At 63.0% G+C, this 25,655-nt stretch carries 20 protein-coding genes; 7 read left to right on the top strand and 13 right to left on the bottom strand.

Going from position 1 to position 25,655, the window contains the following annotated elements:
- Nucleotides 1–51: 51 nt before the first annotated feature.
- The 3 genes from JKL46_RS06675 to JKL46_RS06665 all read left to right on the top strand — a co-directional run bounded on the left by JKL46_RS06675 (nt 52) and on the right by JKL46_RS06665 (nt 3,828).
- The gene (locus JKL46_RS06675) at nt 52–2,334 is read left to right on the top strand and encodes a putative bifunctional diguanylate cyclase/phosphodiesterase (RefSeq protein ID WP_201831109.1); all 2,283 of its coding nucleotides are present in this window, start codon (nt 52–54) and stop codon (nt 2,332–2,334) included.
- Between the two features lie 151 nt (nt 2,335–2,485).
- Entirely contained in the window at nt 2,486–3,379 is an 894-nt protein-coding gene (locus JKL46_RS06670) for a response regulator transcription factor (RefSeq protein WP_246529186.1), read from the top strand.
- A gap of 233 nt (nt 3,380–3,612) precedes the next feature.
- Nucleotides 3,613–3,828: a hypothetical protein gene (locus JKL46_RS06665; RefSeq protein ID WP_201831102.1), complete on the top strand. Its 216-nt coding sequence runs from the start codon at nt 3,613–3,615 to the stop codon at nt 3,826–3,828.
- A 115-nt stretch (nt 3,829–3,943) separates the two neighbouring features.
- On the opposite strand, the gene JKL46_RS06660 is transcribed toward JKL46_RS06665, so the two are convergent.
- From JKL46_RS06660 to JKL46_RS06600, 13 genes are all read right to left on the bottom strand, one after another.
- Entirely contained in the window at nt 3,944–4,144 is a 201-nt protein-coding gene (locus tag JKL46_RS06660) for a hypothetical protein (protein WP_201831100.1), read from the bottom strand.
- A 122-nt stretch (nt 4,145–4,266) separates the two neighbouring features.
- On the bottom strand, nt 4,267–5,157 hold the full coding sequence (locus JKL46_RS06655) for a LysR family transcriptional regulator (RefSeq protein ID WP_201831098.1): 891 nt from the start codon (nt 5,155–5,157) through the stop codon (nt 4,267–4,269).
- A 252-nt stretch (nt 5,158–5,409) separates the two neighbouring features.
- Nucleotides 5,410–6,789 (bottom strand): exopolysaccharide Pel transporter PelG, encoded by a 1,380-nt coding sequence (pelG, locus tag JKL46_RS06650; protein WP_201831096.1) that lies wholly within the window; start codon nt 6,787–6,789, stop codon nt 5,410–5,412.
- Entirely contained in the window at nt 6,789–8,318 is a 1,530-nt protein-coding gene (gene pelF / locus JKL46_RS06645) for a GT4 family glycosyltransferase PelF (protein WP_201831092.1), read from the bottom strand. Before pelF ends, pelG begins: the two co-directional genes overlap by 1 nt.
- A complete protein-coding gene (locus tag JKL46_RS06640) occupies nt 8,311–9,381 on the bottom strand; it encodes a hypothetical protein (RefSeq protein WP_201831090.1) in 1,071 nt (356 codons plus the stop codon). Before JKL46_RS06640 ends, pelF begins: the two co-directional genes overlap by 8 nt.
- Nucleotides 9,341–10,780, bottom strand: a complete 1,440-nt coding sequence (locus JKL46_RS06635) for a GAF domain-containing protein (protein ID WP_201831088.1) — start codon at nt 10,778–10,780, stop codon at nt 9,341–9,343. Before JKL46_RS06635 ends, JKL46_RS06640 begins: the two co-directional genes overlap by 41 nt.
- A complete protein-coding gene (locus tag JKL46_RS06630) occupies nt 10,777–12,141 on the bottom strand; it encodes a polysaccharide biosynthesis/export family protein (protein ID WP_201831085.1) in 1,365 nt (454 codons plus the stop codon). The genes JKL46_RS06635 and JKL46_RS06630 overlap by 4 nt, the downstream gene beginning before the upstream one ends.
- A gap of 24 nt (nt 12,142–12,165) precedes the next feature.
- Nucleotides 12,166–13,950 carry a tetratricopeptide repeat protein gene (locus JKL46_RS06625; RefSeq protein ID WP_201831080.1) on the bottom strand — a complete coding sequence of 595 codons (1,785 nt, stop codon included), beginning with the start codon at nt 13,948–13,950 and terminating at the stop codon, nt 12,166–12,168.
- Nucleotides 13,947–14,888, bottom strand: coding sequence for a glycoside hydrolase family 191 protein (locus JKL46_RS06620; RefSeq protein ID WP_201831078.1), 942 nt, complete (start codon nt 14,886–14,888; stop codon nt 13,947–13,949). Before JKL46_RS06620 ends, JKL46_RS06625 begins: the two co-directional genes overlap by 4 nt.
- Before the next feature lie 97 nt (nt 14,889–14,985).
- On the bottom strand, nt 14,986–18,666 hold the full coding sequence (locus JKL46_RS06615; protein ID WP_201831076.1) for an Ig-like domain-containing protein: 3,681 nt from the start codon (nt 18,664–18,666) through the stop codon (nt 14,986–14,988).
- A gap of 402 nt (nt 18,667–19,068) precedes the next feature.
- Nucleotides 19,069–20,160, bottom strand: coding sequence for a transporter substrate-binding domain-containing protein (locus tag JKL46_RS06610; protein WP_201831075.1), 1,092 nt, complete (start codon nt 20,158–20,160; stop codon nt 19,069–19,071).
- 111 nt (nt 20,161–20,271) lie between these two features.
- On the bottom strand, nt 20,272–21,153 hold the full coding sequence (locus tag JKL46_RS06605; RefSeq protein ID WP_201831074.1) for an SMP-30/gluconolactonase/LRE family protein: 882 nt from the start codon (nt 21,151–21,153) through the stop codon (nt 20,272–20,274).
- Complete coding sequence (locus tag JKL46_RS06600; protein WP_201831073.1) at nt 21,146–21,835, bottom strand: GntR family transcriptional regulator; 690 nt, start codon at nt 21,833–21,835, stop codon at nt 21,146–21,148. Before JKL46_RS06600 ends, JKL46_RS06605 begins: the two co-directional genes overlap by 8 nt.
- Nucleotides 21,836–22,038: 203 nt before the next feature.
- Here JKL46_RS06600 and JKL46_RS06595 point away from each other — a divergent pair, with 203 nt between their 5' ends.
- From JKL46_RS06595 to JKL46_RS06580, 4 genes are read left to right on the top strand one after another with little or no spacing between them, the layout of a single operon-like run.
- Nucleotides 22,039–23,235, top strand: a complete 1,197-nt coding sequence (locus JKL46_RS06595) for a UxaA family hydrolase (RefSeq protein WP_201831072.1) — start codon at nt 22,039–22,041, stop codon at nt 23,233–23,235.
- A gap of 20 nt (nt 23,236–23,255) precedes the next feature.
- Nucleotides 23,256–24,065, top strand: coding sequence for an ABC transporter permease (locus JKL46_RS06590; RefSeq protein WP_201831071.1), 810 nt, complete (start codon nt 23,256–23,258; stop codon nt 24,063–24,065).
- On the top strand, nt 24,062–24,820 hold the full coding sequence (locus tag JKL46_RS06585) for an ABC transporter permease subunit (RefSeq protein WP_201831070.1): 759 nt from the start codon (nt 24,062–24,064) through the stop codon (nt 24,818–24,820). The genes JKL46_RS06590 and JKL46_RS06585 overlap by 4 nt, the downstream gene beginning before the upstream one ends.
- A complete protein-coding gene (locus JKL46_RS06580) occupies nt 24,817–25,635 on the top strand; it encodes an ABC transporter ATP-binding protein (RefSeq protein ID WP_201831068.1) in 819 nt (272 codons plus the stop codon). Before JKL46_RS06585 ends, JKL46_RS06580 begins: the two co-directional genes overlap by 4 nt.
- The last annotated feature ends 20 nt before the right edge of the window (nt 25,636–25,655 follow it).

The following is a 25,655-nucleotide window of genomic DNA, read 5'->3' as shown; positions in this document are numbered from 1 at the left end:
TTCACCGCTCGACCGGCGCGAGGCCGTTCCGGTATCGCCGTGTCGCAGGCTTTGTCATTTTTCAGTCGCCCAGGGCAGCGCTTCCTGCACAGCATCCTGCTGCCCGTCCTGCTGGTCGCGTTGGCGACCTTCTCCCTCGGGGCTTTCTCCATTCTCCGGGCTGTCGACAGCAGCAACGGATTGTCCGCGGAGCGCCAGCTTCGGAGCGTGGACCGCAGCATCCGCGCCGCCGTCCATGAACTTGCCCAGCAGCAGGAGATGGTGGCCGTCTGGGACGATCTGGTGATGGAGCTCAGCCAGAGCGAGCTCGATCTCAAATGGCTCGATGCGAATATCGGCGTCTGGCTCGGCAAGACATTTGGCCAGGACGAGGTCTATATCCTGAACGAACGCGACGAGCCGATCGCGGCCGCAATCGCCTCCCAGCGCGTATCCGTACGCGATTATGACCGCGTGCGTGCGCAGATCGACAATGTCGTCTCGGGCCTGCGCAGAGCCTCCGACACGGTTGACGGACAGCCTGTCGCGGATTCCGGCGCGGCCAATTATCTGGTCACCGGGCGGGCAGTCCATGATGCGCAGCTGCTTGAGCTTTTCGGCCGCCCCGCTGCCGTGAGCGTGATGAAGATCGTGCCCGAATCCGACGCGGTTCCCTATCTGCGCGGGCGCGAATCCCTGCTTGTCAGCATCCGGTTCCTCGATGGCAGCTTCATCAAACAGATTGCGGACCGAAATCTGATCGAGGGCCTGCGCTTTTCCGATGTCGACAACCCCGATGCCGGAGAGATCTCCGTTCCCGTGCAATCCGATGCCGGAGTGCACATCGGCTATTTCATCTGGAAGCCGGATGTTCCGGGGAACCGTATCCTCGCATCCGTCGGTCCTGCCACTGCGGTCGCCGCGATCGCGATCCTCCTGCTCCTCGGCGCGCTGAGTTATCGACTGAAGCAGTCGACGGCCGCTCTGGAAAGGACGGTGCTCGAACTGAAGGCGAGCGAGGCCCATGCTCATCACTTGGCCTTCCACGATGTGCTGACCGGCTTGCCGAACCGGGCGCTGTTCGAGGATCGGCTCAACCACGCCATCGCCCGAACGCAGGCCGACGAGCGCATCGCGGTGATGATGCTCGATCTCGACCGCTTCAAGCACGTCAACGACACGCTCGGGCATCACGCGGGCGACAGCCTCATCCGGGACTTCTCGATCCGGCTGGCAAAGCTCGTCGGCGCGCGCGACACGATCACACGGCTCGGCGGCGACGAATTCGCCATCCTGCACGTGTCGGTGGCAGGTGCGAACAGCGCCGAAGAGCTGTGCGAACGCGTCCTTGCCACAGCCCTGGAGCCCTATGACGTTCTGGGGAATCAGGTGTTCGTCGGCACAAGCATCGGTCTCGTCCTCGCACCCGATGGCGGTGCCGACCGCGTCGAGCTTCTGCGCAGGGCGGACATCGCCCTCTACCGCGCCAAGGCGGAGGGACGGAACTGCTTCCGGACCTTCACGCCGGAGATGGACGAAACCATCAATGTGCGCCGTATCGTCGAGGAGGAGCTTCGCATCGCCCTCGATACGGATGACGGCCTCGAAGTGGCCTATCAGCCGCAGGTCGCAGCGGGCGGTGCGATCGTCGGCGTGGAGGCGCTGATCCGCTGGCGCCACCCGGTGCGCGGCTTCATTCCGCCGAGCCAGTTCGTTCCGGTTGCCGAGCAGACGGGCCTGATCGTGCCGCTCGGCGAGTGGGTTCTGCGCCAGGCCTGCCGGGCTGCGCAAAGCTGGCCGGATCTCTTCGTTTCCGTGAATCTGTCGCCGGTGCAGTTCAGGACTGCGAACTTCGCCGAGAAGGTCATCGCCATCGTCCGCGAGAGCGGCTGCGATCCACGGCGTGTCGAGCTCGAAGTAACCGAAAGCGTCCTGCTCGATGAAGTCTCCGCCACCGCCGATGCGCTGCGGACCTTGCGCGAAGCGGGCTTCCGCATCGCGCTGGACGATTTCGGTACGGGCTATTCGAGCCTGGGCTATCTGCATCGCTTCGAGGTCGACAAGATCAAGATCGACCGGTCGTTCACGCAGAGCCTCGGGCAGAGCAGCAAGGCGGCCGCCGTCATCAAGGCCATCGTATCGCTCGGCCAAGCCATGTCTCTGACGGTCACTGCCGAAGGTGTCGAGACGGAGATGCAGAGGGCCTTTCTGCACAATGCCGGCTGCAATGAGATGCAGGGCTATCTGTTCTCGAAGCCGATCACCGAAAATCAAGTCACGCGCATGTTGAGCCGTGCATCGTCGAGAATCGTGCAGCCTTTTGTGGAAGGCTCGCCGATTCTCAAAGCAAGCTGAGTGTATGTTATGGCGAATCGTTGTAGTCGATACGAAGCGTTGATCGGGCGGATTACTCATTCCGCGTCATACTACCCGCATGAAGAGAGTTACCTCTTTCGCTCCCGCGCGTTCGAGGAACTTATGCCTTTTGGAGCGGTTGTCGACCGGCATGATCCATCAGTGGATCGGCTTCCCGGACATGACGTCACTCAACCAAGGCTTCTCGCCTGATCATCATAAGGCGAATGGCGTCACGATCCTCGACCGCGCATCGCCGAATACGAACAAGGGGCATAAAATCATGGGGCACGATGTTGTCTACAAGGAGCAGATCCTCCCGATCGCCCAAGACCCTTTTCAGAATGTGACGACGGTTCTGATCTGCCAGAACATGCTGCTGCGCGCCGGAATCCGCCATATTCTCTCCGGGACCCGATTCACCCCGATGGATGACGCCTATGAAGACCCTAAGGGTCTGCAGGCCTTTGCGGACAAGGTGCCCGTCCTCGTCGTGATCTGCGAGGCCTGGACGCAAGTGGAATACGCGGCATCGATTCAGGAATTGAAGGCACACTGCCCGTCGGCGCGTGTCGTTCTTCTCACGGACGACATGGATCCCGAGACGGTTCTGACGCTCTGCCGGACCGGTGCGGACGGATTTTGCCCGACGAACATGGAACGCCAAGCCCTCGTCAAGGCGCTCGAGATGGTGATGCTCGGCGAGACTTTCATCCCGGCCTCGGTCGGGCTTGCGCTTCTCGACCAGACGAGGCGCGCTCCGTCCGCCGGGTTCGCCGCAGTTGCCGCGAGGCCGGTCGACGACACCGCCAGGCTCCTGAACAAGCTGTCGGAGCGCGAAGCCCAGATCCTGCGCTGCCTCACGCTGGGAGCCTCGAACAAGGTGATCGCGCGCGAACTCGGTGTTGCGGAAGCGACCGTGAAGGTGCATATCAAGGCCATCCTGCGCAAGGTGAAGGCGAGCAACAGGACACAGGCGGCCATGTGGGCCGCAGGGCATTTCGGCGCCGCACAGAACGGCGTGGCCCCGGTTTTAGGCGAATAAGAAAACTTTCTGGTCCATCCGTCGCCGACCCTGCGCTTTGCCGGCGTCATCCCTCTTCAGGGATGGCGCGCTACTACTATTGGGGTAGCTCAAGTGGCGAGTTGCGGATCACTCAAGACGGACGTTACTCCTGTTAGCGTCCTGACGGCGACCCAAAAACTGTTCCGTATCGCGTAATCGCGCCGCAGGCTCAAATCGAGAAGAAATCACCATAATGGTGCGGCGGGGCATACATGAACTATCAGATAGAATTGGTTGCTCGTGCATTTTACGATGCCGAGTATGACGATGGCTTATGGGATTTCGAGGCGGAATACATCAAGAACGAATACAGAGAATACGCCAGGAATGCCATCGATCTTCTTCACGAAGACATCGGGGTTCTGCTAGTCGCTCTGGAGGGGGCGGTTGCGGAGGAAAGACCTGGCCGATCGAGAGCCGCTGCCTGAACGGATCGCGGCCAACCTGAAAAACTTGAGGATCGCGCCCTCGAGCATCGGACCCGAAAGCGGGCTCCGCTTTCGGGATCCATGCGATGCGCCGGGCGTGACCTCAAGAATGCTATCAATGCAGGTCGGGCGGCAGATCGACGATCCGCTTGATCTCGTAGACGACCAGCATCACGAAAACCGACGCGATCACGAGGCCGAGCGCATGCGTGAACACGCTTGGGCTGACGCCCGAGGCCGAGGAAACGAGGGCCAGAAGGATCAGGAAAGGAAGTCCGAGGGCAATCGCGAAAACGGCAACAAAGGATCGTGACATCGGGGTGGTCCCCAGGGGTTCGAAGGAAAACGGTAAGTAGCCTAAGAAACGTGGAGAAAATGAGATAGGGCGATCTCGGTTCCCCCCAACCGTGGCGCCTGCAGGCCCGGCGTTCCGCGCTCTCAAAAATCCCAGCGCTGGGCCTTCGAGACGAGAAAGTCGCGGAAGACCTGGACGCGCGCGACGGATCGCATCTCTTCCGGATAGACGAGATAACTGTCGAGCACCGGCATCTGCTCGTCCCTGAGAACCTGCTTGACCTTGGGATTGTTGCTCATCGCGTAATCCGGCGCCATGCCGATCCCGGCGCCGTTCTCGATGGCATGCCGGAGCGCGAGGCTGTCATTGACCACGAAGCGGCTCGGGCGCGGATCGCGGGCCGGGCGTCCGATGCTCGTCAGGCGGTGCAGGTCGAGGATGAAGGCCGGCTGATCGCCGCCGAGGCAGACGATGGAATGGCGGTCGAGATCCTCGATGCGCTCCGGTTCCCCGAAGCGCTCGATGTAAGCGTGTGCCGCATAGGCGTGATACTGGATGGTGAAGAGCCGGCGCTGGATCAGGTCCGGCTGGGCCGGGCGGCGCAGGCGGATGGCGATGTCCGCCTCGCGCATGGAGAGATCGAGCTCGTCGTTCGTCAGAATCAGCTGGATCCGGACCTCCGGATAGAGGTCGAGAAATTCCGTGATGCGCCGCGCCAGCCAGATGCCGCCGATGCCGACGGTGGCCGTGACCCTGAGCTCTCCGGCGGGCCGCTCGCTCGTCTCCGTGAGGCGATGGCGGGTTTCCTCGAGACGCAGGCGGATGTCCTGCGCAGCCCGGAACAGCACGTCTCCGTGCTCAGTGAGAACGAGCCCGCGCGGGTGCCTGTGAAACAGCGGGATCTTCAGTTCGTGTTCGAGGGCGCTGATCTGTCGGCTGATCGATGACTGGTTGACGCCGAGCTTCTCGCCGGCGCGGGTGAAGTTCCCGGCGCTCACGACTTCGTAGAACAGCCTGATCTTGTCCCAGTCCAATCCAGATCCTCGGGCATGGGGCGGCCGCTGCCGCGTTGGTCGTGGGCCCCAAGAGAGACCGCAGCGGCCGTTCCGGTCAAGCCCTCTCTTATGCACGGGCGACAGGGATCACCCGCGCCGGCCGCGCGGGCTCGCGGAGGCTGCGGTGCGGGGACGGCCTAGAGCCGTTTCCATTGATATGGAATCGGCTCTTTCCTTTAGTTGTACCGCGCTTTTTACCGGCGAACCGGATCCACTTCGCCGGAAAGCGCCCTAATGAAGCCCGCGGTTGTTGGCGATGAAGGTCATGTAGGGCAGGCGGGTGATGCACCAGATCCCCGCCAAGCACGCCACCGCGAAGGAGAGCAGGCTTGCGAGAAAGTAGCCATAGCCGGTCCACGGCGCCCCGAAGGGAATGAAGGCCAGCGTCAGGATGGCGTTGGAGGCGAAGAACAGGCATGTGACGCAAAGCAGGATGCGGCGCAGGTCGAAATAGGCGATCACGATCATCGCGAAGAGCAGAAGCGTGTGGAAGAAGGCGCCGAGAACGCCGAACCGGAACATCGAGACGAGCTCGATCCCGCCCTTCGCCAGGCCGATCAGGCCCGGCGCGACCAGGATCGCCATGTAGCAGATGATGCCCTGGACGATGGCGATGTTTCTGACCCCTTCGCCCAGCACGCTCATGATGAGCTTGTGGTTCTGCCGGATCTTCTGCAGCGTCGCGTGATTCTGGATGTCCCTGTAGAAGGCGACGTATTGCTCGAAGAAGCGCGTCTCGATGGAGACGAGGAAGAGGATCAGCGCCGGCACGATGGTCAGATAGGCCAGGAACATCGAGCTGTCGTAGGACGGATTGGTGATCAGCCCCGGCGCCACGGACTGGCCGTCGGGCGAGAGCCACATGATCCATTTATCGACCCAGATGGCCGCGTTGTAGAACAGCCCGACGCAGGCGAGATCCCAGTATTTCCGAAAGGAGGGCAGCAGCCCGAACGGATTTCTGATGCCATAGGGATATTCGGCGAGAATGCAGCCGAGAAGACAATAGAAGATGACGGCAAGGCCGAGGGTGAGGCCGGCGAGTGCTCCCGCCTCGCCGTAGAGCGGCGACAGATAGGTTCCCGCCGCGAAGGCGACCAGCATGCCGAGCGCGAAGGCGAGGCTGATCGAGCGGTAGTTCTTCAAGGCCGAGAGGAACACGCAGGCGAGCCATATCCCGCCCGTCACGAGAAAGCCGAGGAGCGCGAGAAGGCTCTCGGCTGCCGAGAGGTCGAGCACGAGCGTGACGAAGGCGATTCCGAAGGGTGCCTGAATTCCCCAGAGCAGCACGAGCGCGCCGATCAGAACGCCGGGAACCTCCTCGGCCTGCCGGGCATACAAAAGATCGGCGAGATGGCGCGTCAGCACCATGACGATCGGCCCGGAGAAGACCAGCGAGAAGGAGAAGTTGTAGATCAGGATCGCGGTGACGCGCGACAGAGCCTCCCGGTCCAGAATGCCCTTGGTGGCAGCCTCGAATGCCGCGAGCGCCACGACCGTGAACAGCCACGGCCCGGCGGCGACGATGGCCGCATGGCCATAACCCTGCAGCCGGGCGCTCAGGTCGTCCCGTTCGACCAGGGTCCTGAGCGCAAAACCAATTCCGGCCATCACACACCCTCGACAGCGAGCGATGCCCGTTCGGGCATCTCCAGATGGTCGTGATAGAGATCCCGATAGAGCCCGTCGACGACGCGTTTGTTGTAGTACTTTTCCGTCCGGGCCCGGATCGACTCGCCATATTGCTTTCTGAGATTTTCGTCGAGCAGCAGGTCGGCGAGGCCTTTCGCGGTCGCCAGCGGATTCGAGAGCGGCGTCACGAATCCGCCCGGGCCGAGGGCCGGCGCTTCGTCGGTACGACCGTGAAGAATTTCCCGGCACGAGCCGACATCCATCGCCACGCTCGGCACGCTCGCCGCACCCGCTTCGAGCAGAACCAGCGGCTGCGCCTCGCTGATGCTCGTCAGCGCGATGACATCGACATTGCCGAGATAATCCTGGAGCCTCACGCGCCCGGAGAATTCGAAGGTATTCTCGAGGCCGAGATGGGCGACCATCTGCCGGCATTCGTGAAAATACTCGGGGTCTTCGTCCGTCGGGCCGAGCAGCAGCACGCGCACGTCCGGCACCATGTCGCGCAGGAGCGCGGCCGCGCGGATGAAGGTCTTTACATCCTTGATCGGTACGACGCGCCCGATGAGGGCTACGGTGGGCCGGCGAGGAGATGGATCGCGGGGAACTTTCGAGAATCCGTCGTAGTTCACGCCGTTCGGGATGATCTGGAGCTTCTCCGCAGGAGCGCCATCGCGGGACTGCAGGACCTGGTTGCCGGTATAGAGCGTGGTGATGCGGCTGCAGGCCTCGTAGCAGGTCCGGGCATAGCCGGTGAAGGCATCGATCCACACGTCGCGCAGGTCCCGCCGCCGTCCTTCGATGTCGAGGGAGGAGGGCATCTGGTCCGAGAGCCAGTCCGCCATCGCGATCTCGACGCGGCGCTCGTTGGTGTAGATGCCGTGCTCGGTCAGAAGGCCGGGGCGACCGGTGGTGAGAACCGCGCGCGCCATGGCGATCCCGGCATAGCCGGTCGAGATCGCATGATAGATCCTGGCGCGAGGCAGCTTAGCCAGCAGCACGGAGAAGAGGCCGCCTGCGAGCGCGCGCCAGCTCCAGAAATAGTTGATGAACGAGCTTCCCGGCGTCGAGTGTTCGTACATGCGCTCGACCATGGCGAACACCGCCTCGGTGTTGAGAAGCGAGGAGCGCGAGACGTTGGGGCCGTGCTTCTCCAGCACGTCGAGAAGCTGCCGGAAATCGGTAAGCCCGCCGCGCTCGAAAAGGCGCGTCATAGGCTCCTCGATGTCCTTGGCGATGTCCTGGCGACCGGAGACGATGGGCACTCGGTCGCTCGCCTGCTGCAGAGCGATCTCGGTCATGCCGGTCACGTTCGAGGGCAGCGTGAAGCGGCTCGTCTTGGGGCTGTCGTCCGCCGAGAGCACGAGCAGGTGGAAGGTCAGATGGCTCTGCGCCTGGATCAGATCGTGCATCCAGCTCGACACGCCGCCTGCGACGAAGGGATAGGCCCCTTCGACGATGAGGCACACATCGGCTTCGGTTTCGGTGGTATTGCGATTCTCAACCATGGGCGGGCGTCCATAGGCCGAGGGAGGCGCGGATCGGCTCGTCTTCGGCGCTCGCCGTGAGGCTGGCGAGGAGGCGGGCGCTGAGCCGGCGCAGCAGGCGAAGCCGTTTCAGGCTGTAGAGCGCCTCCGCCATGGGGGCCACGAGCGCGTGCGGAATCGATTGCGATCTCAGCCAGGGCATCAGAAGGCGCATCGCCAGCTCGGGCCGGTCGAGCTCGAGCAGAAGCCTCGCGACGGTGGCGACGAGTTCCGGGTCGTGGGGCGAAGCCTTGAGGAGCTTCATGTTGATCTCGAGCGCGATTGTCCGCTCGATCGCCGCACGCTCCGTATCGAGCAGACCGGTTCGGGCATAGGATTCGTGGTGAAGGGCGATCCTGCGCATGATCGATGGATTGCCGGGATCCTTCTCACGCTCCTCCTGCAGGACGACGGATTGCTGCAGGAAGTGGTTCTCGATGCGCGCTGCCGCCGTTGCAGCCTGTACGCGGATCGCGGGCTCGGGGTCGTTCAGGGCCCGCTGAAGGGCGGGCGAGAATTCCGGTTTGAAATGGTCTGCGATCAGCGTGACGACGGATTGCTTCTGCGCCACCGAACCCTGGTCGAGCACGTCGCAGAACGGAGAGACGGTGCTTTCCCGGCTCGGCTTTGCTCCGCGCCACTCGATCAGTTCGTAGAGCGCCTGCGCGCGGTCGGCGAGGGCCTGTGGGAAGAGGCGCTCATACCATTCCTCGAAGGAGATCGAGGAACGGCTCGAAATCCAGCGAACCATCGCCATCAGGGCGCAACCAAGGACTCCGATCGGCCCGAGCGCGACCAGGGACGCGACATAGAGCGCCAAGCCTGGCTCGGCTTCCCTGCGGCGCAGCCACGGGAGGCTGCCCGCAACGACGAAGACCGAGATGATGCCATGGAACAGCACGGCCTCCGTCATGCTGGCGCCCGACGACAATCCGTGAAGCACGAGAAGGATCTCGGCCGCCATGGAGCCTCCGATCAGCACGGCAGGCTGCGACCGGAGATCTTCAAGCTTTCTGCTGAGCATCGACAGGCTGCTGCTGGACATCGAGAATAATCTCCGAGCGCTGATCGTCTGCGCGCCGGTAACGATGGAGGATTTCGACAAGGTAACGGGAACGCACCGAATAGCCGTCTTCCGCCAGGATTGAGCAGACGCTGCGGATGAAGCGCTTCGCCACGGCGTCGGCCATCTGCGGCTCGTGTCCCGGCAGGAGAACCACATAGGTCCAGCCCGCCTTGCCGAAGTTGAAGCGGAGGTTGTTGGGCGAGAGGATTTCGCGCGCTGCCCGCAGCACAGATTGCGCCACCAGAGCCTCGTCCGGAACGGCATGCCCGGCTTCCGGCTCGAAACTGGCATAGAATGCGCAGGCGTCGAACCCGGCTTCGCGCGCGAGATCGGTCAGGGCGGCCCGCTGGCCGTCATAGAAGGATCCCGGCAGGAGCTGCTGCATCGGATCGGAATCGCGCATGCCCTTCAGCGTCTCGATCCTTTCGGCGCTCGCATAGGCGGCGCCGATCCATTCGCACAGGATCCTGAAGTTCTGCACGCTCGCCGGGTTCAGGCCGGTCAGGCCGACCCGCTCGATCTTCAGCATGCCGAAGATCGCCCCCGTCCCGGCATGCACGAGGGGTGCCGCGAGAATTCCCTGGTTCGCGAGGATTCTCTCGTGAGATGGGTCGGAGGCGAGCAGGGTCTGCTGCCGGGCAACGATGGCCTGGAACAGCACCGACGATGAGTCGAATTTTTTCAGCAGCCCATCGCTCGCCTGCCATCCCTCGCTCGTCGAGACGGACAGAGACGGGCCGTTCAGGAGGAACAGCGAGAACTTGCCGGGCGCCATCACCGTGCGGACGAGATCGGGAATGCCGGCAAGCACGTCCTCGGTCGTCTGCCGATCGATGGCGCGCGAGGCGCGGTAGACGGAAGGCACGGTCTGGACCTGCGCTGCGACCCGCACTTCGAGCGTGCTCTTGGCCTCGGACAGCATCTCGTAGGCATGCGTGATGGCCGACACCTGCTGCCGGGCATTCTCCAGCTTTCCTTTCAAGGCCTCGAACCGGTGCCGGTGGCCCGACCTGATCTCGCCGAGAAGCAGCGCCGCCATGATCCAGAGGACGGGATCTGCCGTCACTCGCAGGAGCCAGGTCGTGCTTTCTTCGTTGAAGCCCTGTTCGGGAATGTGGCCTGCAAGGGCCGCAATGGCGCAGAGCGCCGCCGTGGCGAGGCCCTCGTTGGTTCCGTAATAGGTCGAGACGAGAAGAACGATGATCCAGAAGGGGTGAGGGGAGATTTCGGAAAAGCGGTCTCCGGACCCGAGCAGCGCATCCACGAGCAGGGCGACAGCGAGAAACAGAACAGTTTCGACGAGCGCGGAGACGCGCAGGCCCAGGACGACGCGATGCGCTCTGGGCTCGTCGGTATGCGGTACACCAGACTGCGTCATCGGGCTGCGTTAGCCTCCGTCAGGGATGCGCCATTGGAGGAGGCCTGCGCACCCGTCTCGCTTCCGGCAACCGAAGTGCGGATCGATTGAGAGAACCGGACGATGAGGATGTCGCCCGGCTGGAGAGGCGTTGCGCTCGTCGCGACGATTTCCGTCTCCGCACCGGAGGCATCCTGGCGAACCAGCTTGAAGCCGGGGCGCTGGCTGCGCGAAGGCATGAATTCGGCTTCGTTCAGCGTCTGATCGGCCATCAGAAGCTTCTGCTCGAAGTCGTCGAGCGTGGCCTGGAGAGTCTGCAGCTCGCCCGCAATGTCTTGCCTGCGACGAGCGTCGGCTTCCTGCGTGGCGTTTTCGGCTTTCACGAGCTCCTGCTGCAGGCGCAGCGATTTCGCATCGAGCTCCTGCTTGCGGATGGCGACATCGGCGAGCATGCGGTCGATGTCGAATTCGCGGCCCATGGTCGCCAGGCCGCGGGCCTGGAGCGAGCGCAGATTGTCGGCCTGCTGCTTGGTGGAATCCCTGTGGCGTTCGAGGCTTTCCGCCTGAGCCTTCAGAGCCTGGATTTCCTGCCCGTAGAGATCGATGAGCTTCTTCTGTGCGGCGATGGAGGTGGTGAAGGCGCGGCGCCTGGCATCGAAGATCGTGCCTTCAAGACGCATCGCCGCCACGACGACCGGATCCGCCTTGCGGGTCACCATGTCCTGCGGGAACTCGATGGCCTCGGCGTTCTTGAGTTCGGCCTCCAGACGGAAGCGGCGGACGCTCAGTTCCGTGATACGAGCGCCTAAGGAACGGCGTTCGCCGGCGGCCTGCGCTGCCTCCCGCTGCGCCTGTGCCGGCGTCGGCGAGGAAGCACGGTAGAAACCGCCGGCGAGGCTGACGGCCTGCAGGGCGGTGATGCCGGGACGATAGGCATATTCACCGGGCCGTTCGAGATCGCCCATCACGAAGAAGGGACGGAACTGAACGATCTCGATCGACGTGGTCGGGCGCTCGGAGAGAGACAGCTTCGCCTGCAGTTTCTCGGAGACCTGCGTGGCGAGTGCCGCCGCCTCGAGCCCGAGCGCCTTCACGTCGCCGACGAGCGGAAGCGAGATGAGGCCGTTGGGGCTGACCGTATATTCGCCGTTGATGGGCGAGCGCAATTCGCCCGCTCCCGTGAACCACTCGATGACGCTGACGCGGATCTTGTCCTGTGGCCCGAGTTCGTAGGCGGGCGCATCCGCGAGCGCCGCGCCATGGCTCATCGAGGCCAGGAGTGCAGCCCCGGCCCATGTGCCAATTCGTTTCGCCATCGCCGCGATGCGCTCATGGATTTTGGTGGAACGGCTGTCGGATGGGAATTTGAAAAATTTCGGCATTATCGGTTTCCTCGAATTCAATTCTCATCGTGTGGCGGTACGGTCGAGCGGGTCGGCGCTCGCCAGGGCTTCGGTCGGCTTCAGCCGCACCAGGGGCGCGCCGAAGAGCACCTTCACTTCCGCGAGCAGCATCCGGTCGCTGTCCGTTCCACGGTCCTCGACAAGGCGTGCCGCGGCTGCGAGCGCGAGGCCCTGGCTTCCGCCCTTGAGCGCCGTGAAGACGAGATCCTTCAGGAAGTCCGGGCCGATCCTCCGGTCGTCGTTCGTCTTCAGCCAGTCGATCACAGCATCCTGCCGGCGTGCGGAGGCTGCAGCGATCGCCCAGGCCTGATCGGCCTGGAGAGAGGGCTGCTTGTCCTTCAGGATATCGAGCACTGCCTGTCCCTCGTTCGGCAGGCCGAGATCCGCATAGAGGCGGGCGATCGGATCGAGCAGATTCTCGGGAATGTCCGCATTGCCTGCGAAGGCCGGACGCTGACCGTCCTGGAACGTGAAAGGAAGGCCCGATCTCAGCGCGGCGAGCGCAAGATTTCTGTGCAGCAGGCTCAGTTCGAGCCGGGCGAGCTTGATCGCCGTCTCCGGGTTGCCCTTGGCGTCCCGCGCGGCAAGGCCTGCCCATTCCGTCGCGGCCTGGCGGTCCCGCAGGGCAGAAGACGTCTCGGCCATGATGATCGGAGGCAGAGTGTTGCGCTCGTCTCTCAGCCGGGCTCGGATGGAATCGACAACGTCCGACCGCCCCGCACGCAGCGCCGCTGCCGACGTCGCTGCCAGAACACCTTCCGGGATCGAGCCGATGCCCATGGCTGCCGCCGCATCGGACGCACGTCCATGCAGTCCCATGGAGATCGCAAGGCGCAGCCGTAGTTGTGCCACATCCGGATGGGCATTGCCGTTCGTACCGGCAAAAAAGGCTTCCAGGCGCCGCAGGGCGGCTTCACGCTGGCCGGCATCGACTTCGGCCTGACCCGTTGCCATCACCAGGCTCGGTTCGCGGGACTTGTCCGCCAAGGGCGCCAGGAGCTTCAGGGCGAGTTTCGGATGGCCGCTGACGGAGAAGGCGCTGGCGACGGGGAGAACATCCCGTGCCGGATTCCGGGACCTGGCGAGCCAGCGTCCCGCATGCTCGAAGGCGCTGCCGACTTGGCCGGCCGCAACCCGCAGCGACATGTCGAGCGCCACGACACTCGCATCGACGGCACCTGGCCGAAGGGTTTCGAGCCGCCTGATCATCTCGATGCCGGCAGCCGGATTGCCGGTTGCCTTCTCCAGCTTGGCGAGTTCGACGAAATGCGACGCATCGGGACGCGGCCGGCTGACGAGCTGACGGAGCACGCGGCGCTGCTCGATGGGTCGGTTGAGTTCGCCGTAGAGCCGCGCGAGCTCCTGAAGGGATGCCGGCGAGGGCTGGATCGTTCCGAGGCGCTCCACCATGCGAAGAGACGATTCGAGGCGCCCGAGCTGACGGTAATAGCCGGCCAGCGCCTGAAGCAACTCGGGATCGCGCGGATGATCGTTCAAAAGCTGCTCGAGGAGCAGGGCAGCGCCAGAAACATTTCCGACCTGGGCACGGGCCTGCGCGAGCGCTCCGATCGTCGCGGCGGAGGAATCGCCCGCGGCATATTTCTCCTCGAGAATGGTGAGAGCCTTGTGCGTGAAGCCGAGCTCAAGATTGAGGCGCCCCAGCTCGGCGCCCCGGGGCACGAAGAACAGGCTGAGGGCTATGGCTGCGGCGATCGTGAGCAGCAGCGCATGCTGCCCGCGAAGCGTGTTCCAGAGGAAGGCACCGATTGTGCGAGCGGAGCCGATCATGGTGACTTCCCGCTCGGCAGGGGCTCCGGAACGATCTTCATCAGGTCAGGCGTTGCGACATAGGGAACGAAACCGTCGGCGCGTGCTTCGGCGTAAAGCTTCGCGAGGCCAGCGCGGTCCTTCGGATCCCAGTAGTCGAGCGAGAAGAGCTGCAGGGACGGGTCGCGGTCGCGCGCCTCGAGCATGCGCGCGCGCTGCCATTCGATATCCTGCTCCGTCCGGCGATAATACGTCCCTGTCTTCGCGTTGAAGGTGCTGCGCACCGACTCGCCGAGGAGATAATCGAATTCACCCGGAATGAGAGGCAGGATCGCGTAGCCGCGATTGACCATGATGATGATCGATGGAAAGGCCGACCGGATCGCCCGGACGAGATCCGCCGCCGCAGCGATCATGCCTTTGAACTTGACAGGATCCTGACGCTCCAGCGTCTCGGCGCTGTCGAGGGTATCGAGGAATATACCCTGATAGCCGTTCTTCAGGATCGCCGGAATAATTTCGTTCAGCAGCAGGCTGCGCCAGGCATCGCTGCGCACGTCCACGAAATAGGCATCGGGCCAGGCCGGGTTCGGCGCTCCCAGAGCGCCCTTCGAGCGCAGGCGCGAATAATACGGTCGGCCTGAATGAACCTCCGCAATGCTGACATAGCCGAGGATCGTCGATTCGATGCGGCGCCTGACGAAAGGTTCCGCCGCTTCGCGATCCTCGATGATAAGCAGGGAGTCGTCATCCGGGATCGTATCGTAGCGATCGCCGTAATACACCATGAGCGACTTGTGCTGCCGATAGAGCTTGCCGGCATGACCGGTGCCCGCGAGGCTCCGGTCGCCATTACCGCGGAGGGCGGCCGCAACCAGCACGGCCAGAGAGATTCCCACCACGCGCCGATTCAGCAATGGCTTATCCATATCGGATGCACGGATGCGGGTGGTGATCATTCTATGCACCAGACGTACTACAGAACCAGTTTCTCTTTCGTTCGGAGACGGCTCGTCGGGGAGCAAATGGCCGCTCCCCGACGAGCCGTACCCGTATTCAGAACAGGAAGTCGTCGAAGCCGATCGCCTTGGCCTTGATGTTCATCAGTTGAACCGACGTCGTGGCATCGAAGCTGACGATCGTATGGCTTCCCTGCTGCTTCACGTGGTCTGTCTTCCATGCGGCGAACGAACTGGATGTGACATCGAAGTCGAAGAAGCGGACATCCAGCTTGTCGTGCCGGCTTCCGGTATCCTCGAAATCCATGATCTTGTCGCGGCCGCCATTCGACTCGAACACGAAGACGTCGTTGCCCCGCCCGCCGCGCAGGATGTCGTTTCCGCCAAGTCCGGCCAGGGTGTCTGCGCTGCTCGAACCGGTGATGGTGTCGGCAAATTTGGTACCGATCACCCCCTCCATGTCGCGGTACTTGTCAATCCCGAGACCGGCGCTCCTGCCGTCGAATGTGGTGTACTTGCTGTTTTCCTGCGACAGGGTGATCTTGATTCCCTTCTTCCCGTCCGAGAAGTCGAGCAGGTCCTTTCCGCCATCGCCGCTGATGGTGTCGTTGCCCTTGCCGCCGCGGATGATGTCGTCGCCACCGCCGCCCTTGAGGGTGTTGTTTCCGTTCGTTCCGACGAGCCAATCCGCGCCGCTTGTCGCTTTGCTCTTGGTCACGTCGAAGATCTTGAAGACCCCCGTGCCCGCATTGCTGCTCACATCGGCATAGGCGGCATTGTTCACGGCAATCGAGAACTTTCCGCCGTTGCTCATCGAAGGAGTCAGAGTTGCTGTGTACGTTGTCCCGCCGTTGAAGGAGAAGCTCTCCATCGTGGCGCCGGTCACGAGGACATCCTGCGCCGTGAAGCTCGACGGATCGACCGCTTTGCTGAACGTGAAGGTCGCCTGGATGGCCTTGCTCGAGCCGATCCTCGCCTGCGTGATGTCGAGGGTGGGGCTGGAATTGTCGAGCTCGAACGAGAAGGGCGTGGCGTCCGATGTTGCGCCGGTCGAATCTTTCTGGCGAACATAGACCGTGTTGTTGCCCTGGGTCGGCGTGAACGCCTTGGTCCAGGTGCTCCCATCGACCGAGTATTCTACGGATGCGCCGGATGCGACACCGGTCACCTTCAGATTGCCGTTGCTCGTAACCCTGTCGGTCGACGAGATTCCGGTGTCATAGGCAAGAGCGACGCCCAAAGCCAGTGGTTTGAGCTTCACGGAGACCGTGTGGCTGCCGCTGCCGTTCACCTTCAGTTCGAGCTTGTCACCATTGCGGCTGGCGATATCGGCACCGGTCACGATCAGCTGCCGGCCCTGGGGGTCGACCAGATCGATGGCGATCTTGCCTTCGCCCTTGATCGAGAAGTCGAGGTTGACTCCGTCGCCAGTGACCGACACGAGCTGGGCGCGCGCGGGCAGCGCGGTGATATGCGTTACGTCCTCCGGGGTTCCAAGCTTGATCTTGAAGGTTCCGCCATCGGCATCCATGAACACGCTATCTTCGTCATAAGCGTACCAACCGGAGACGCTTGCGATCGTCTTGCCCTTCTCCACATCGAGGGCGAAGGTGCCAATCTGGTTCGCCGTGACGTCTGCGGTGACCGTCGCGGTCATAGTGTTGCTGGCGCTGTCGAAGCTGTAATTGAAGCCGGCCTTCTCGAATGCTTTGATGCGATACGCGAGATCCGCCATCGTGACGAACTCGGTCCCCTGTTCATAGGCATATTTCAGGAAGTCGCTATACATATCGAGCGTATAGGGCGATGCCGTCGGCGGGTTGACCATCCATTGGGTCGGCCCGTAATCGTGCCAGGGCCAGACGAAGACGGGCATGTCGGATTTCATGGAGAGTTCGTTGAACTCTTTGATCCATTCCGCTTTGGCCGCCGCTGCGTTCATCCCGCCGCCATATTCAGGCAGCGCCTCGACCAACGAGAAGTCGAACTTTATGTTCGGTGCGAGATAGACCTTGTCGGAGTCGGGGGTGAGATACCCGAAGGCACCAGGATAGCCTGCACCAACCCCCGTATAACCACCGGTCATGTATGAAAAGTACTGGCCGATCAGTTGCGAGGTGGCGAGGGATTCCGGCGCTCCGGGAACGGCCGCGCCCTCGATGGTGATGCCGAGCTTCTGCTCCAGCAGAAGCTTCGACTGCTCGAACTCGAACTGAATCTGCGCAGGCGTGAGGAGGTTGGTGTCCTCGGGGTGGGTATAGGAGTGAGTACCGATCTCATTTCCCATCGCCAGCAGCTGCTGGTAGAACGACGTCGAGACATCCCAGTCCGTGGTTTGGCCACCTTCAGCGTCGTTCCCGATATTGACGTAGTAGGAGCCCACGAAATCGAACTGCTCCTTCCACTGCTCCAGAATGGCTCCGAGCTTGGTATAGATACCCTGGCTGACGTCTTGAGCCTCCTGCGACTGATCCATATCGTTGCGGGCGGCGAAGATGGACGCCTGGCGTCCCATTTGGAGCTTCAGCTCCGGAACGTTCTCAGGGCGAGCGGCCCAGCCGATCGCATGCTGCAGCATGTTGCTATCGGCGAGCATGCTTTCCGTGGCGAAGAAGACGTTGTTTCCGCCGGTTTGCGTAGCTAGAACAGCATTGTGCGTGCCGTCGGAGGCGGATTGCGTCGCCAGAACCTGTGTCGACTCGCCGTTCACGCCTTCAAAATAGGCTGTACCGACCAGTGATGTGGCATTCTTCACGTAGGTGCGGATCTGCTCGCCGCTGTCATAGCCGATCACGTGGCCGCTCTGAACACCGCTCGCCGTCACAGTGACTTCGTCGACGTTGTTGCTGCCGACCCGCTTCACTCCGAGCAAGGCTTCCATACGAGCATAAGTGTCTGGAAGAGCGACACCCGTTTCGTCGTTCGTCATGAAGTTGCCGGCGGCAACGAGGCTGATGCCATACTTATTAACGGCGTCTGCCAGGACATCCTCGATCGCGCTCAGCTTGTCTTTGTTCACGTTTGTGAACGAGGGGAAGATGATCGCATCGTAATTCACGACCTTAGACAGGTTCGTGAGGTCGCTTTCCGTCAGGATGTCGAACGGGACGCCGGCCGCGATTGCCTGGCTCTGGGCGGCCATGATGAGCTGGGAATATGCGGTCGGGTTCGGTGGGGTGACCACATTGCCTTCGGCGTCTTTACCTTCCCAATATCTTGCTGCGGAGGATTCCGAAAAGACAATCGCGACCTTGAGATTGGTATCCGTCCTGACAGGTATGGGATCATCCGTAAGAGTGAATGGGCCTGCTGAATAGGGGTCTGGCAGGTAAGTCGAGTCGTTAAGATCAATCAGGGTGCTGACAGCTGTCGAATTGCCGATCTTCACCTTGTCGATCGCCAGTTCGACAACCCTGCCATCCGTCGAATGTTTGAACGACACGCCATCTGTCACGAGGGTCGCGTCGCCGTTCCCCGCGAGAGAATAGAGAGCTGGTCGGACGCCTCCCAACTCATCCGCCTCGAACTCGATCTTGTAGTCGGCACCGATCGCGATGCCCCAGAAGGAATATCCTGTTGCCGTACTTTTATCGGTATTTAGCCACATTGTGCTGCCGGTGCCGATTGAAACGGCACTCGACTCAATGGCGAAGTAATAGGTTCCGTCGGCATAACGACCATAGACCTTGGAGCCATTCAGCCCTGTCATTCCGAAGTCGAGACGGTCGATATTGGTCCAATCCGTAAGCTGACCGTCGAGTGTGATCGTTGACGCCAAGATCCTAATCCCCCGAAAAACTTCATGAATCCGATAGAGTTCGTTCTCCACCGAATATTGTTGAAAGGGGGTGCCGATAAAGCTGTCCTGAAGGGCTAATCTGTTGGGTGGCAGCTTCTGCATGACCTACCCCCGTCATGCGGCGTGACCCGCAGGTTCCGGAAAATCGGAGGTAGATCCCTGCCAAACATGCGGCCCAAATGTGGCAAGAGGACAAATAAGGGGCAGTCGGGCCTACGACGTTCTGGGCAGATGAGCCCTTTTCCATGCCACCATCGAGGGAGGCGTTAGGTGGGGACAATCCTCCGAGGTTGCGGCGAGATCACGCAGAGGTGTTCGAAAGCGATATCAGCCGGGGAGGGCGGCCTTTCGGATGAACTGGCCTTCAGCCTGATGGCATGATCACTGCTCGCCTAGATAGCTGAACAGGATCTGGCGCCACCATTCGCTTTGAACCGTTTCGAGCATCGCCACGTCGATGGGCTTGCGGAGCCGGCTGCCGAGGGGCAGTGCGATGCCGTACATCTGCTGGTCGAAGCTCAGGTCGAGCATCTCGGCGGAGGCGGCGAACTGCTCGCGCACGATCCAGGCGAGAAGCGGCTTGTCGTAGACGAACGCATCCAGCGTCCCGTTGCGGATCGCCGTCAGGCCGTCATGGGGTGAGGAAAACCGGCGGTAGGCGATGCGGCGGGCCGTCAGGTATTCCTCCGTCGCCGATCCCTGGACGGCACCGACGCGCACGGAGGAGAGATCGCTCACCGATGTGACGAGGCCCTGCAGCTTGCCTGCGGTCAGGGTCGATGTGACGCTTGCCGTGAAGACGGCGATGGCGACGATCGAGGCGATCATCCACAGGACGGCGAGGGCGCGTCCGATGCCCGTCCGCGGAGCGAGATGGCCGGTGCTCGCCTGAGTCATCGCTTCGGCGGACCACCAGATGCTCGTGCCGATTCCCTTGATCGCGCCGCCGCCGAAATCCTCGTTGTGGCGGCGCTCGAAAAGCCAGATCAGCAGGCCGACCGCGAGCGCCAGTCCGATCAGCGCGAGGATCGCCTGAAGGAAGCCCAGGGATGTCAGGGTGCGAACGATCAGGACCCAGGCCGTGGGAGATGCGGAGGGAACGGCGATGCCGAGCCCGCTGAGATAGAAGGGCTGGCTGAAATCGAGAATCCGCTCGCGCTCCGCCGTGATGGTCAGGGCCGCCACCGAGGCATCGTAGCGGTGCGCTGCCGTTCCCTCGAGAAGTCCCTGAACGGTGGGATCCTCGACGAATCGGTAATGGAGCTTCGCCTGCTCGGCGATCCGCCTCCAGAGATCGATGCTGATCCCCTTCCAGGCCCCGTCGGGCGCCTTCATGGCGAAGGGCGCTGCCTCCTTGGTGGCGATGACGAGTTCTGTCTCCTGCGCCGCGGCAGGCGCGGTGCCGATCAGCAGCAGCGCGAGCAGGCAGGCGAGACGGCAACGCAGAAAACGCCAGTCCTGGATCCGGGTCATCACCAGGCTCCCTTCGCAGCGGTGTCCACCTAACTGACGGCGGAATGGTGCGGAAATATGAGCGCGCGAGCGTCGACGAGCCTCTGCACCTTTATAGTTTGCGATCGGGCATCACCCGGCGAAGGCCGGTTCCAGTCTGCCGGCAACGCCGACGTCGAAGGCCAGCAGGCTGCCGGCAAGGGGCTGCGACTGGCGTTCAGTTTCGGACAGCTTCTGGGTTGCCGTGGTGACGAACAGGGTGCGGAGGTCCGGCCCGCCGAAGGCGCAGGAGGTCGGCTGGCTCACCGGCAACTCGATCAGCCGGTCGAGGCGCCCGTCCGGCGCGAACCGGGCAAGGCAGCCGCCCTTGTAGCGCGCGTTCCAGATGAAGCCCTCCGCATCGACGGTCGCACCGTCGGGAACGCCTGGCGCCGCATCGGCATCGACGAGGACGGACCAGGGGCCGATATCGCCGGTACGGGCATCGAAGGTGGCCTGCTCGATTGGCCCCTTTCGCGAATCCGCGAAATAGATCGTCCGACCATCGGGCGAGAACGAAATCGCGTTTGCAACCGATACGTCGCCGCGAACTTTGGTCACGGACAGATCCCGATCGATGCGATAGAGGCCGCCGGTGGGATGGAGGCCGTAATCCCACATGCTGCCGCACCAGATCCTTCCGGCGGCGTCGCATTTCGCATCGTTCAGGCGATTGTGCGGAAGGTCGGATTCCAGCCGGACGAGAGGGGAAAGTTGCGAGCTTTCCGGCTCGAAAGCGTGCAGTCCATCCTTCAATGCGACGACGACGCCACCTTTCTTTCGGGAGACGACGGCACCGATCACCTCGGGCATTGACCACGTTGCTGTCTGTCCGCTTGCCACATGAAGCCGGTGAAGGCAGGGACGGCGCAGATCGACCCAATAGAGGCAGCCGCTCGCCTCGCTCCAGGTCGGAGATTCGCCGAGGACATCCCGGCTCTCGGCGACGACCTCGAACCGCGTGCCGCTAGGCATGGCTTGCCCGCTTCGCGGTCTTCAGCGGCACGATGCCGTTCAGGTTCGGGTCGGCGGCCATGCACTGGAGCAGATCGTGCTTGGCCTTCTCGATATGGGCTCCCATCAGCATCGAGGCCGACGCTGCATCCCGCCGCTCGATGGCGCGGATGAGATGCCGATGATCGTCCGACACGTTGTCGAAGCGCTTCGGCGTGTAGCCGTAGCGCTGCCACAGGGCGGCGACCAGCAGCCAGTGCCGGTCGACGAGGGAAAGCGCACCGGGATTGCCGGCGGCCTCGTTGATGATGCCGTGAAAGAGATGGTTCACTTTCGGAACGGAGACGAAGTCACCGGCGGCGACGAAGGTCTCGAACAGGTCCTGAGCCTCGACCAGCTTGCGCAGGTGCTCCTCGGTCCGCCGCTCGGCCGCCCGGCGGGCCAGCATCGTCTCGATGGCGCTGCGGATGTCGAACAGATCCTCGACGAAGCTCAGGTCGATCGAGCGCACCCGGGCGCCGCGGTTGGGCTCGATCACCACGAGGCCCTCGCCATGCAGCTCGCGCAGGGCTTCCCGGATCGGCATATGGCTCACGCCGTACCGGGTCGCGAGCTCATCGATCCGCAGCCGGGAGCCGAAGGGGAGGCTTCCCGAAATGATATCGTCCCGGAGAAGGCGCTGGATGTCCGGTATGCGCGACATGCGCACTCCTGGGTTGGATTTGAGCAAATTTCGTCTCACAGAAGCCAGAATTAGTCAATTCGCCGGATTTTAAGGAAAGTTTTGATCAAAATACTCTTGAATCTTTGATCAAAGGAAGGCAGGTTTGGCGATAACGTCGCGCTATAGGCGGCGAGTTTGGGGCTGGCTTACCGGTCCTTGATCAAAATTCTAAGGAAGCGCGCATGCTGACGCCATCTTCCCAACTCGCGGCTCTGGCCGGAGGCGGGCGGTTCACGGGCTATCGCCGTGCCGATGGCCAGGTCGGGGTCCGGAACCATGTTCTCGTGCTCGGCATCAATGGCCTGGCGGTCCGGGTGGCGGAGCGCATCGCTGCGGCGGTTCACGGCTGCGTCTGCGTGGCGACGACGGCCGGGCGCGGTCAGGTCGAGCCGGATCTGACCTGCCAGATCGATCAGCTCGTCGGTCTCGGCCGAAATCCCAACGTCGCTGCCGTGCTCGTGGTCGGAGTCGATGCGAAGACGGCGGAGCTGATCGCGCGCCGCATCGGCGAAATCGGCAAGCCCGTGGAAACGGTGACATTCGCCGAGACCGGCGAGGACCGGCTCGCCGTGCTCGACAAGGGCATCCGGAGGGCCGCTACGCTGGCCCAGCAGGCATCGCTCCTGCGCCGGGAGGAATTCGACATTGCCGAGCTGATCGTCGGGATCGAGTGCGGTCATTCCGACGCGACATCGGGCATCGTCAGCAATCCGGTCGTCGGTAGGGTGGTGGATCGCCTTGTCGATCGCGGCGCCACGGTGATCCTCGGCGAGACAGTCGAGTGGCTCGGCGCCGAGCACCGGCTGGCCTCCCGGGCGCGTACGCCCGCGATCGGCGAGGCGATCATGAACGCCGTGCGGCAGCGCGAAAACATGGTGGCGGCTTCGGGCCACAGCCTGACCTGGAACAATCCGGGGGAGGAAAACATCCAGGGCGGTCTGAGCACCATCGAGGAGAAGGCGCTCGGGGCCGTGAGCAAGTCCGGCTCGCGCAGCATCGACGGCGTTCTCGAGATCGCAGAGGCGCCGCAGAGGCCCGGCCTTTATCTGATGGACGGGCCGTCCTTCTCGCCGGAATCCCTGACCGGATTCGCGGCGGCCGGCGCGCAGATCATGCTGTTCACCACCGGGCCAGGCAACAGCTTCGTCAACGCGCTTGCTCCCACCATCAAGATCACCGCTCAGGCAGAGACCGCACAGCGCCTGATCCATCAGATCGATTTCGATGCGAGCGCCGTCTTGTCGCAGGGTGAATCGCTCGAAGTCGAGGGCGAGCGCCTGATGGAGAAGATCGTCGATGTCGCCTGCGGCACCCTCACATGGGGCGAGGTGCTGGGCGAGGGTCTCGAGGTGCTGACGCGCATCAGGGGATCCCTGTGATGGTGCAAAGGATCGCAGGGATGATGGCGTCCTTCGGCGGTGCCCTGGCGGGCGGTTCCGCCGCCCCGCGGCGCTGGCCTGCATGGGCGATCTACCTTCGCACCATGGGGCTGTTCTGCCTCCTGTGGTACGTCATGTCCTGGCTGACGCCGAACAAGCTTCTGCTGCCCTCGCCCATCGACGTGGCCTCGGCCATGCGCGACCGCATCGAGGATGGGGAACTGATCGCCAATGCGACCGTCAGCCTGACGCGGCTGCTGATCAGCGTCTCGATCGCATCGCTCATCGCCATACCGCTCGGGCTTGCCATGGGCACGAGCCGCCTCTTCGAGGATCTGCTCGAATGGCCGGTCGAGCTGCTGCGGCCCATCGCCGGCATCGCCTGGATTCCGCTGGCTCTGTTCATGTTCGGCATCGGCAATGGATTGCCGATCTTCATCATGGTCTATACCGCCTTCTTTCCGCTTCTTCTCGGGACGGCGGCAGGCGTCCGCAATGTCGACCGCAGGCTCATCGCCGCCGCGAAAACGATGGGGGTCCCGAGAGGCACGCTGATGCGGCACGTCATCGTTCCCGCAGCCCTGCCATCGATCATGACCTCGGCGCGCCTTGCCGTTGCAGCCTCCTGGACGGCGGTGGTGGCGGCGGAGCTCGTCGGCGCTCCCAGCGGCCTCGGCTATGCGATCGAATACTACCGGAGCATGCTCGACACGCCCTCGGTGATGACATTCATCATCGTCATCGGCGTGCTCGGATTCCTCTGCGACACGGCATTGCGCTCCCTCAGCGCGGCGCTGATGCCATGGGCGCTATCGGAGAAGAAGCGGTGAAGCACTTTCTCATCCGGCTCGCGACGCCCATCATCCTCGTCATCCTGTGGCAGCTTCTTGCCGATGCATTCGGCTCGCCACGAATGCCACGCCCGAGCGCGGTCGTTGCGTCCGCCACCAAGCTGATCGGCAGCGGAGACCTGATCACCGCGCTTGCCACCAGCCTGGGCCGCGTCTTCTTCGGCTTCATGCTCGCCTGCGCAATCGCGATTCCACTCGGGATCCTGATGGGAAGCGCGAGGGCCGTCGAGCGCAATCTCGATCCGCTCGTCGAGAGCTTCCGGCCGGTCGCGGCAATTGCCATTCTGCCTCTCGTGATCCTGTGGCTCGGGACCGGCAGCATGGCCGCCATCGTGATCGTCGCCTATGCCGCTTTCTTCCCGATCCTGATCAACACCATCGCCGGCGTGAAGCGGATCGATCACAACCTCATGCGCGCGGCCTATACGATGGGCGTGCCACCGGCGACCCGCATGTGGGTCGTTCTCCTCCCCGCCGCTCTGCCGGCGATCCTCGTCGGAATGCGGATCGGTCTGGGCATGGCCTGGACGGCGATCATCGCCGCGGAACTGGCCGTCGGCGCCAAGGCCGGCGGCGAGGGCGGCATCGGCCAGATGATGTTCATCTTCTATTCCTACAGCGTCGAGCTCAACGGCATCGTCGTGTGCATGATCGCCGTGGGCATCGTTGCGCTCGTTCTCGACCGCATCCTCCGCGCAGCGCTGCATGCTGCCGTTCCCTGGAGCCGCCTATGACCCTGCAACCCGCTCCGAAGATCAAGCTCGCGCATGTGCGCAAGGAGTTCGGCGGAACGCCCGCGGCAATCGTCGCCGTCGAGAGCCTCTCGCTCGATATCAGGCCCGGCGAATTCCTCGCCATCGTCGGACCGTCCGGATGCGGCAAGACGACGGTGCTCAACATGCTCGCGGGGCTGGAGCCTGTGACATCGGGCACCATGACGATGGACGGGAAGGCCATCTCGGGCCCCGGCGCGGAGCGCGGCGTCATGTTTCAGGATTATGCACTGTTCCCCTGGAAGACCGTCGCCGGCAATATCGGCTTCGGCCTCGAGCACGGTCCGGCAGGACATGGATTGTCGCGCGCCGAGCGGGATGCCCGTGTCGCGAGGGTCATCGACCTCGTCGGGCTCAAAGGATCCGAGACCAAGTATCCGCATCAGCTCTCCGGCGGCATGCGACAGAGGGTGGCCCTGGCACGCCTCGTCGCCAACGAGCCGGAGATCCTGCTGATGGACGAGCCCCTGGCGGCACTCGATGCGCAGACACGCATCATCCTGCAGGACGAGCTGCTGCGCATCTGGGGGCAGGACAAGCCGACCTCCGAGCGGCGCACGGTGGTCTACATCACCCATTCGATCGATGAAGCGGTGTTTCTGGCGGACCGGGTCGTGGTGCTGAGCAGCCATCCCGGCCGGCTCAAGCGCATCGTCGATGTCGACCTGGCACGGCCGCGCAACGACGAGACCCGCAAGAGCCGGAGCTTTTCCGAACTGAGCCAGACGATCTGGGAGCTGATCCGAGAAGAAGCCTATCGGGCAACCATGCAGTAACGAACTGCAAGCGTAAGGGA

It is taken from the genome of Microvirga zambiensis WSM3693 (assembly GCF_016735695.1).
In the GTDB taxonomy this organism is placed as follows: Bacteria; Pseudomonadota; Alphaproteobacteria; order Rhizobiales; family Beijerinckiaceae; genus Microvirga; species Microvirga zambiensis.
Note: the sequence above shows the minus strand (reverse complement) of the source record. Positions and strands in the feature narration are given on the sequence as shown.

Bases quoted from the DNA above. Each gene is read 5' to 3' on its own strand.
- pelG (WP_201831096.1), bottom strand. From the start codon at position 6,789: ATGGCCGGAATTGGTTTTGCGCTCAGGACCCTGGTCGAACGGGACGAC.
- JKL46_RS06605 (WP_201831074.1), bottom strand. From the start codon at position 21,153: ATGCCTAGCGGCACGCGGTTCGAGGTCGTCGCCGAGAGCCGGGATGTC.
- JKL46_RS06620 (WP_201831078.1), bottom strand. From the start codon at position 14,888: ATGATCACCACCCGCATCCGTGCATCCGATATGGATAAGCCATTGCTG.
- JKL46_RS06665 (WP_201831102.1), top strand. From the start codon at position 3,613: ATGAACTATCAGATAGAATTGGTTGCTCGTGCATTTTACGATGCCGAG.
- JKL46_RS06640 (WP_201831090.1), bottom strand. From the start codon at position 9,381: ATGTCCAGCAGCAGCCTGTCGATGCTCAGCAGAAAGCTTGAAGATCTC.
- JKL46_RS06670 (WP_246529186.1), top strand. From the start codon at position 2,486: ATGATCCATCAGTGGATCGGCTTCCCGGACATGACGTCACTCAACCAA.
- JKL46_RS06625 (WP_201831080.1), bottom strand. From the start codon at position 13,950: ATGATCGGCTCCGCTCGCACAATCGGTGCCTTCCTCTGGAACACGCTT.
- JKL46_RS06635 (WP_201831088.1), bottom strand. From the start codon at position 10,780: ATGACGCAGTCTGGTGTACCGCATACCGACGAGCCCAGAGCGCATCGC.
- JKL46_RS06660 (WP_201831100.1), bottom strand. From the start codon at position 4,144: ATGTCACGATCCTTTGTTGCCGTTTTCGCGATTGCCCTCGGACTTCCT.
- JKL46_RS06590 (WP_201831071.1), top strand. From the start codon at position 23,256: ATGATGGCGTCCTTCGGCGGTGCCCTGGCGGGCGGTTCCGCCGCCCCG.
- JKL46_RS06580 (WP_201831068.1), top strand. From the start codon at position 24,817: ATGACCCTGCAACCCGCTCCGAAGATCAAGCTCGCGCATGTGCGCAAG.
- pelF (WP_201831092.1), bottom strand. From the start codon at position 8,318: ATGGTTGAGAATCGCAATACCACCGAAACCGAAGCCGATGTGTGCCTC.
- JKL46_RS06595 (WP_201831072.1), top strand. From the start codon at position 22,039: ATGCTGACGCCATCTTCCCAACTCGCGGCTCTGGCCGGAGGCGGGCGG.
- JKL46_RS06600 (WP_201831073.1), bottom strand. From the start codon at position 21,835: ATGTCGCGCATACCGGACATCCAGCGCCTTCTCCGGGACGATATCATT.
- JKL46_RS06610 (WP_201831075.1), bottom strand. From the start codon at position 20,160: ATGACCCGGATCCAGGACTGGCGTTTTCTGCGTTGCCGTCTCGCCTGC.
- JKL46_RS06630 (WP_201831085.1), bottom strand. From the start codon at position 12,141: ATGCCGAAATTTTTCAAATTCCCATCCGACAGCCGTTCCACCAAAATC.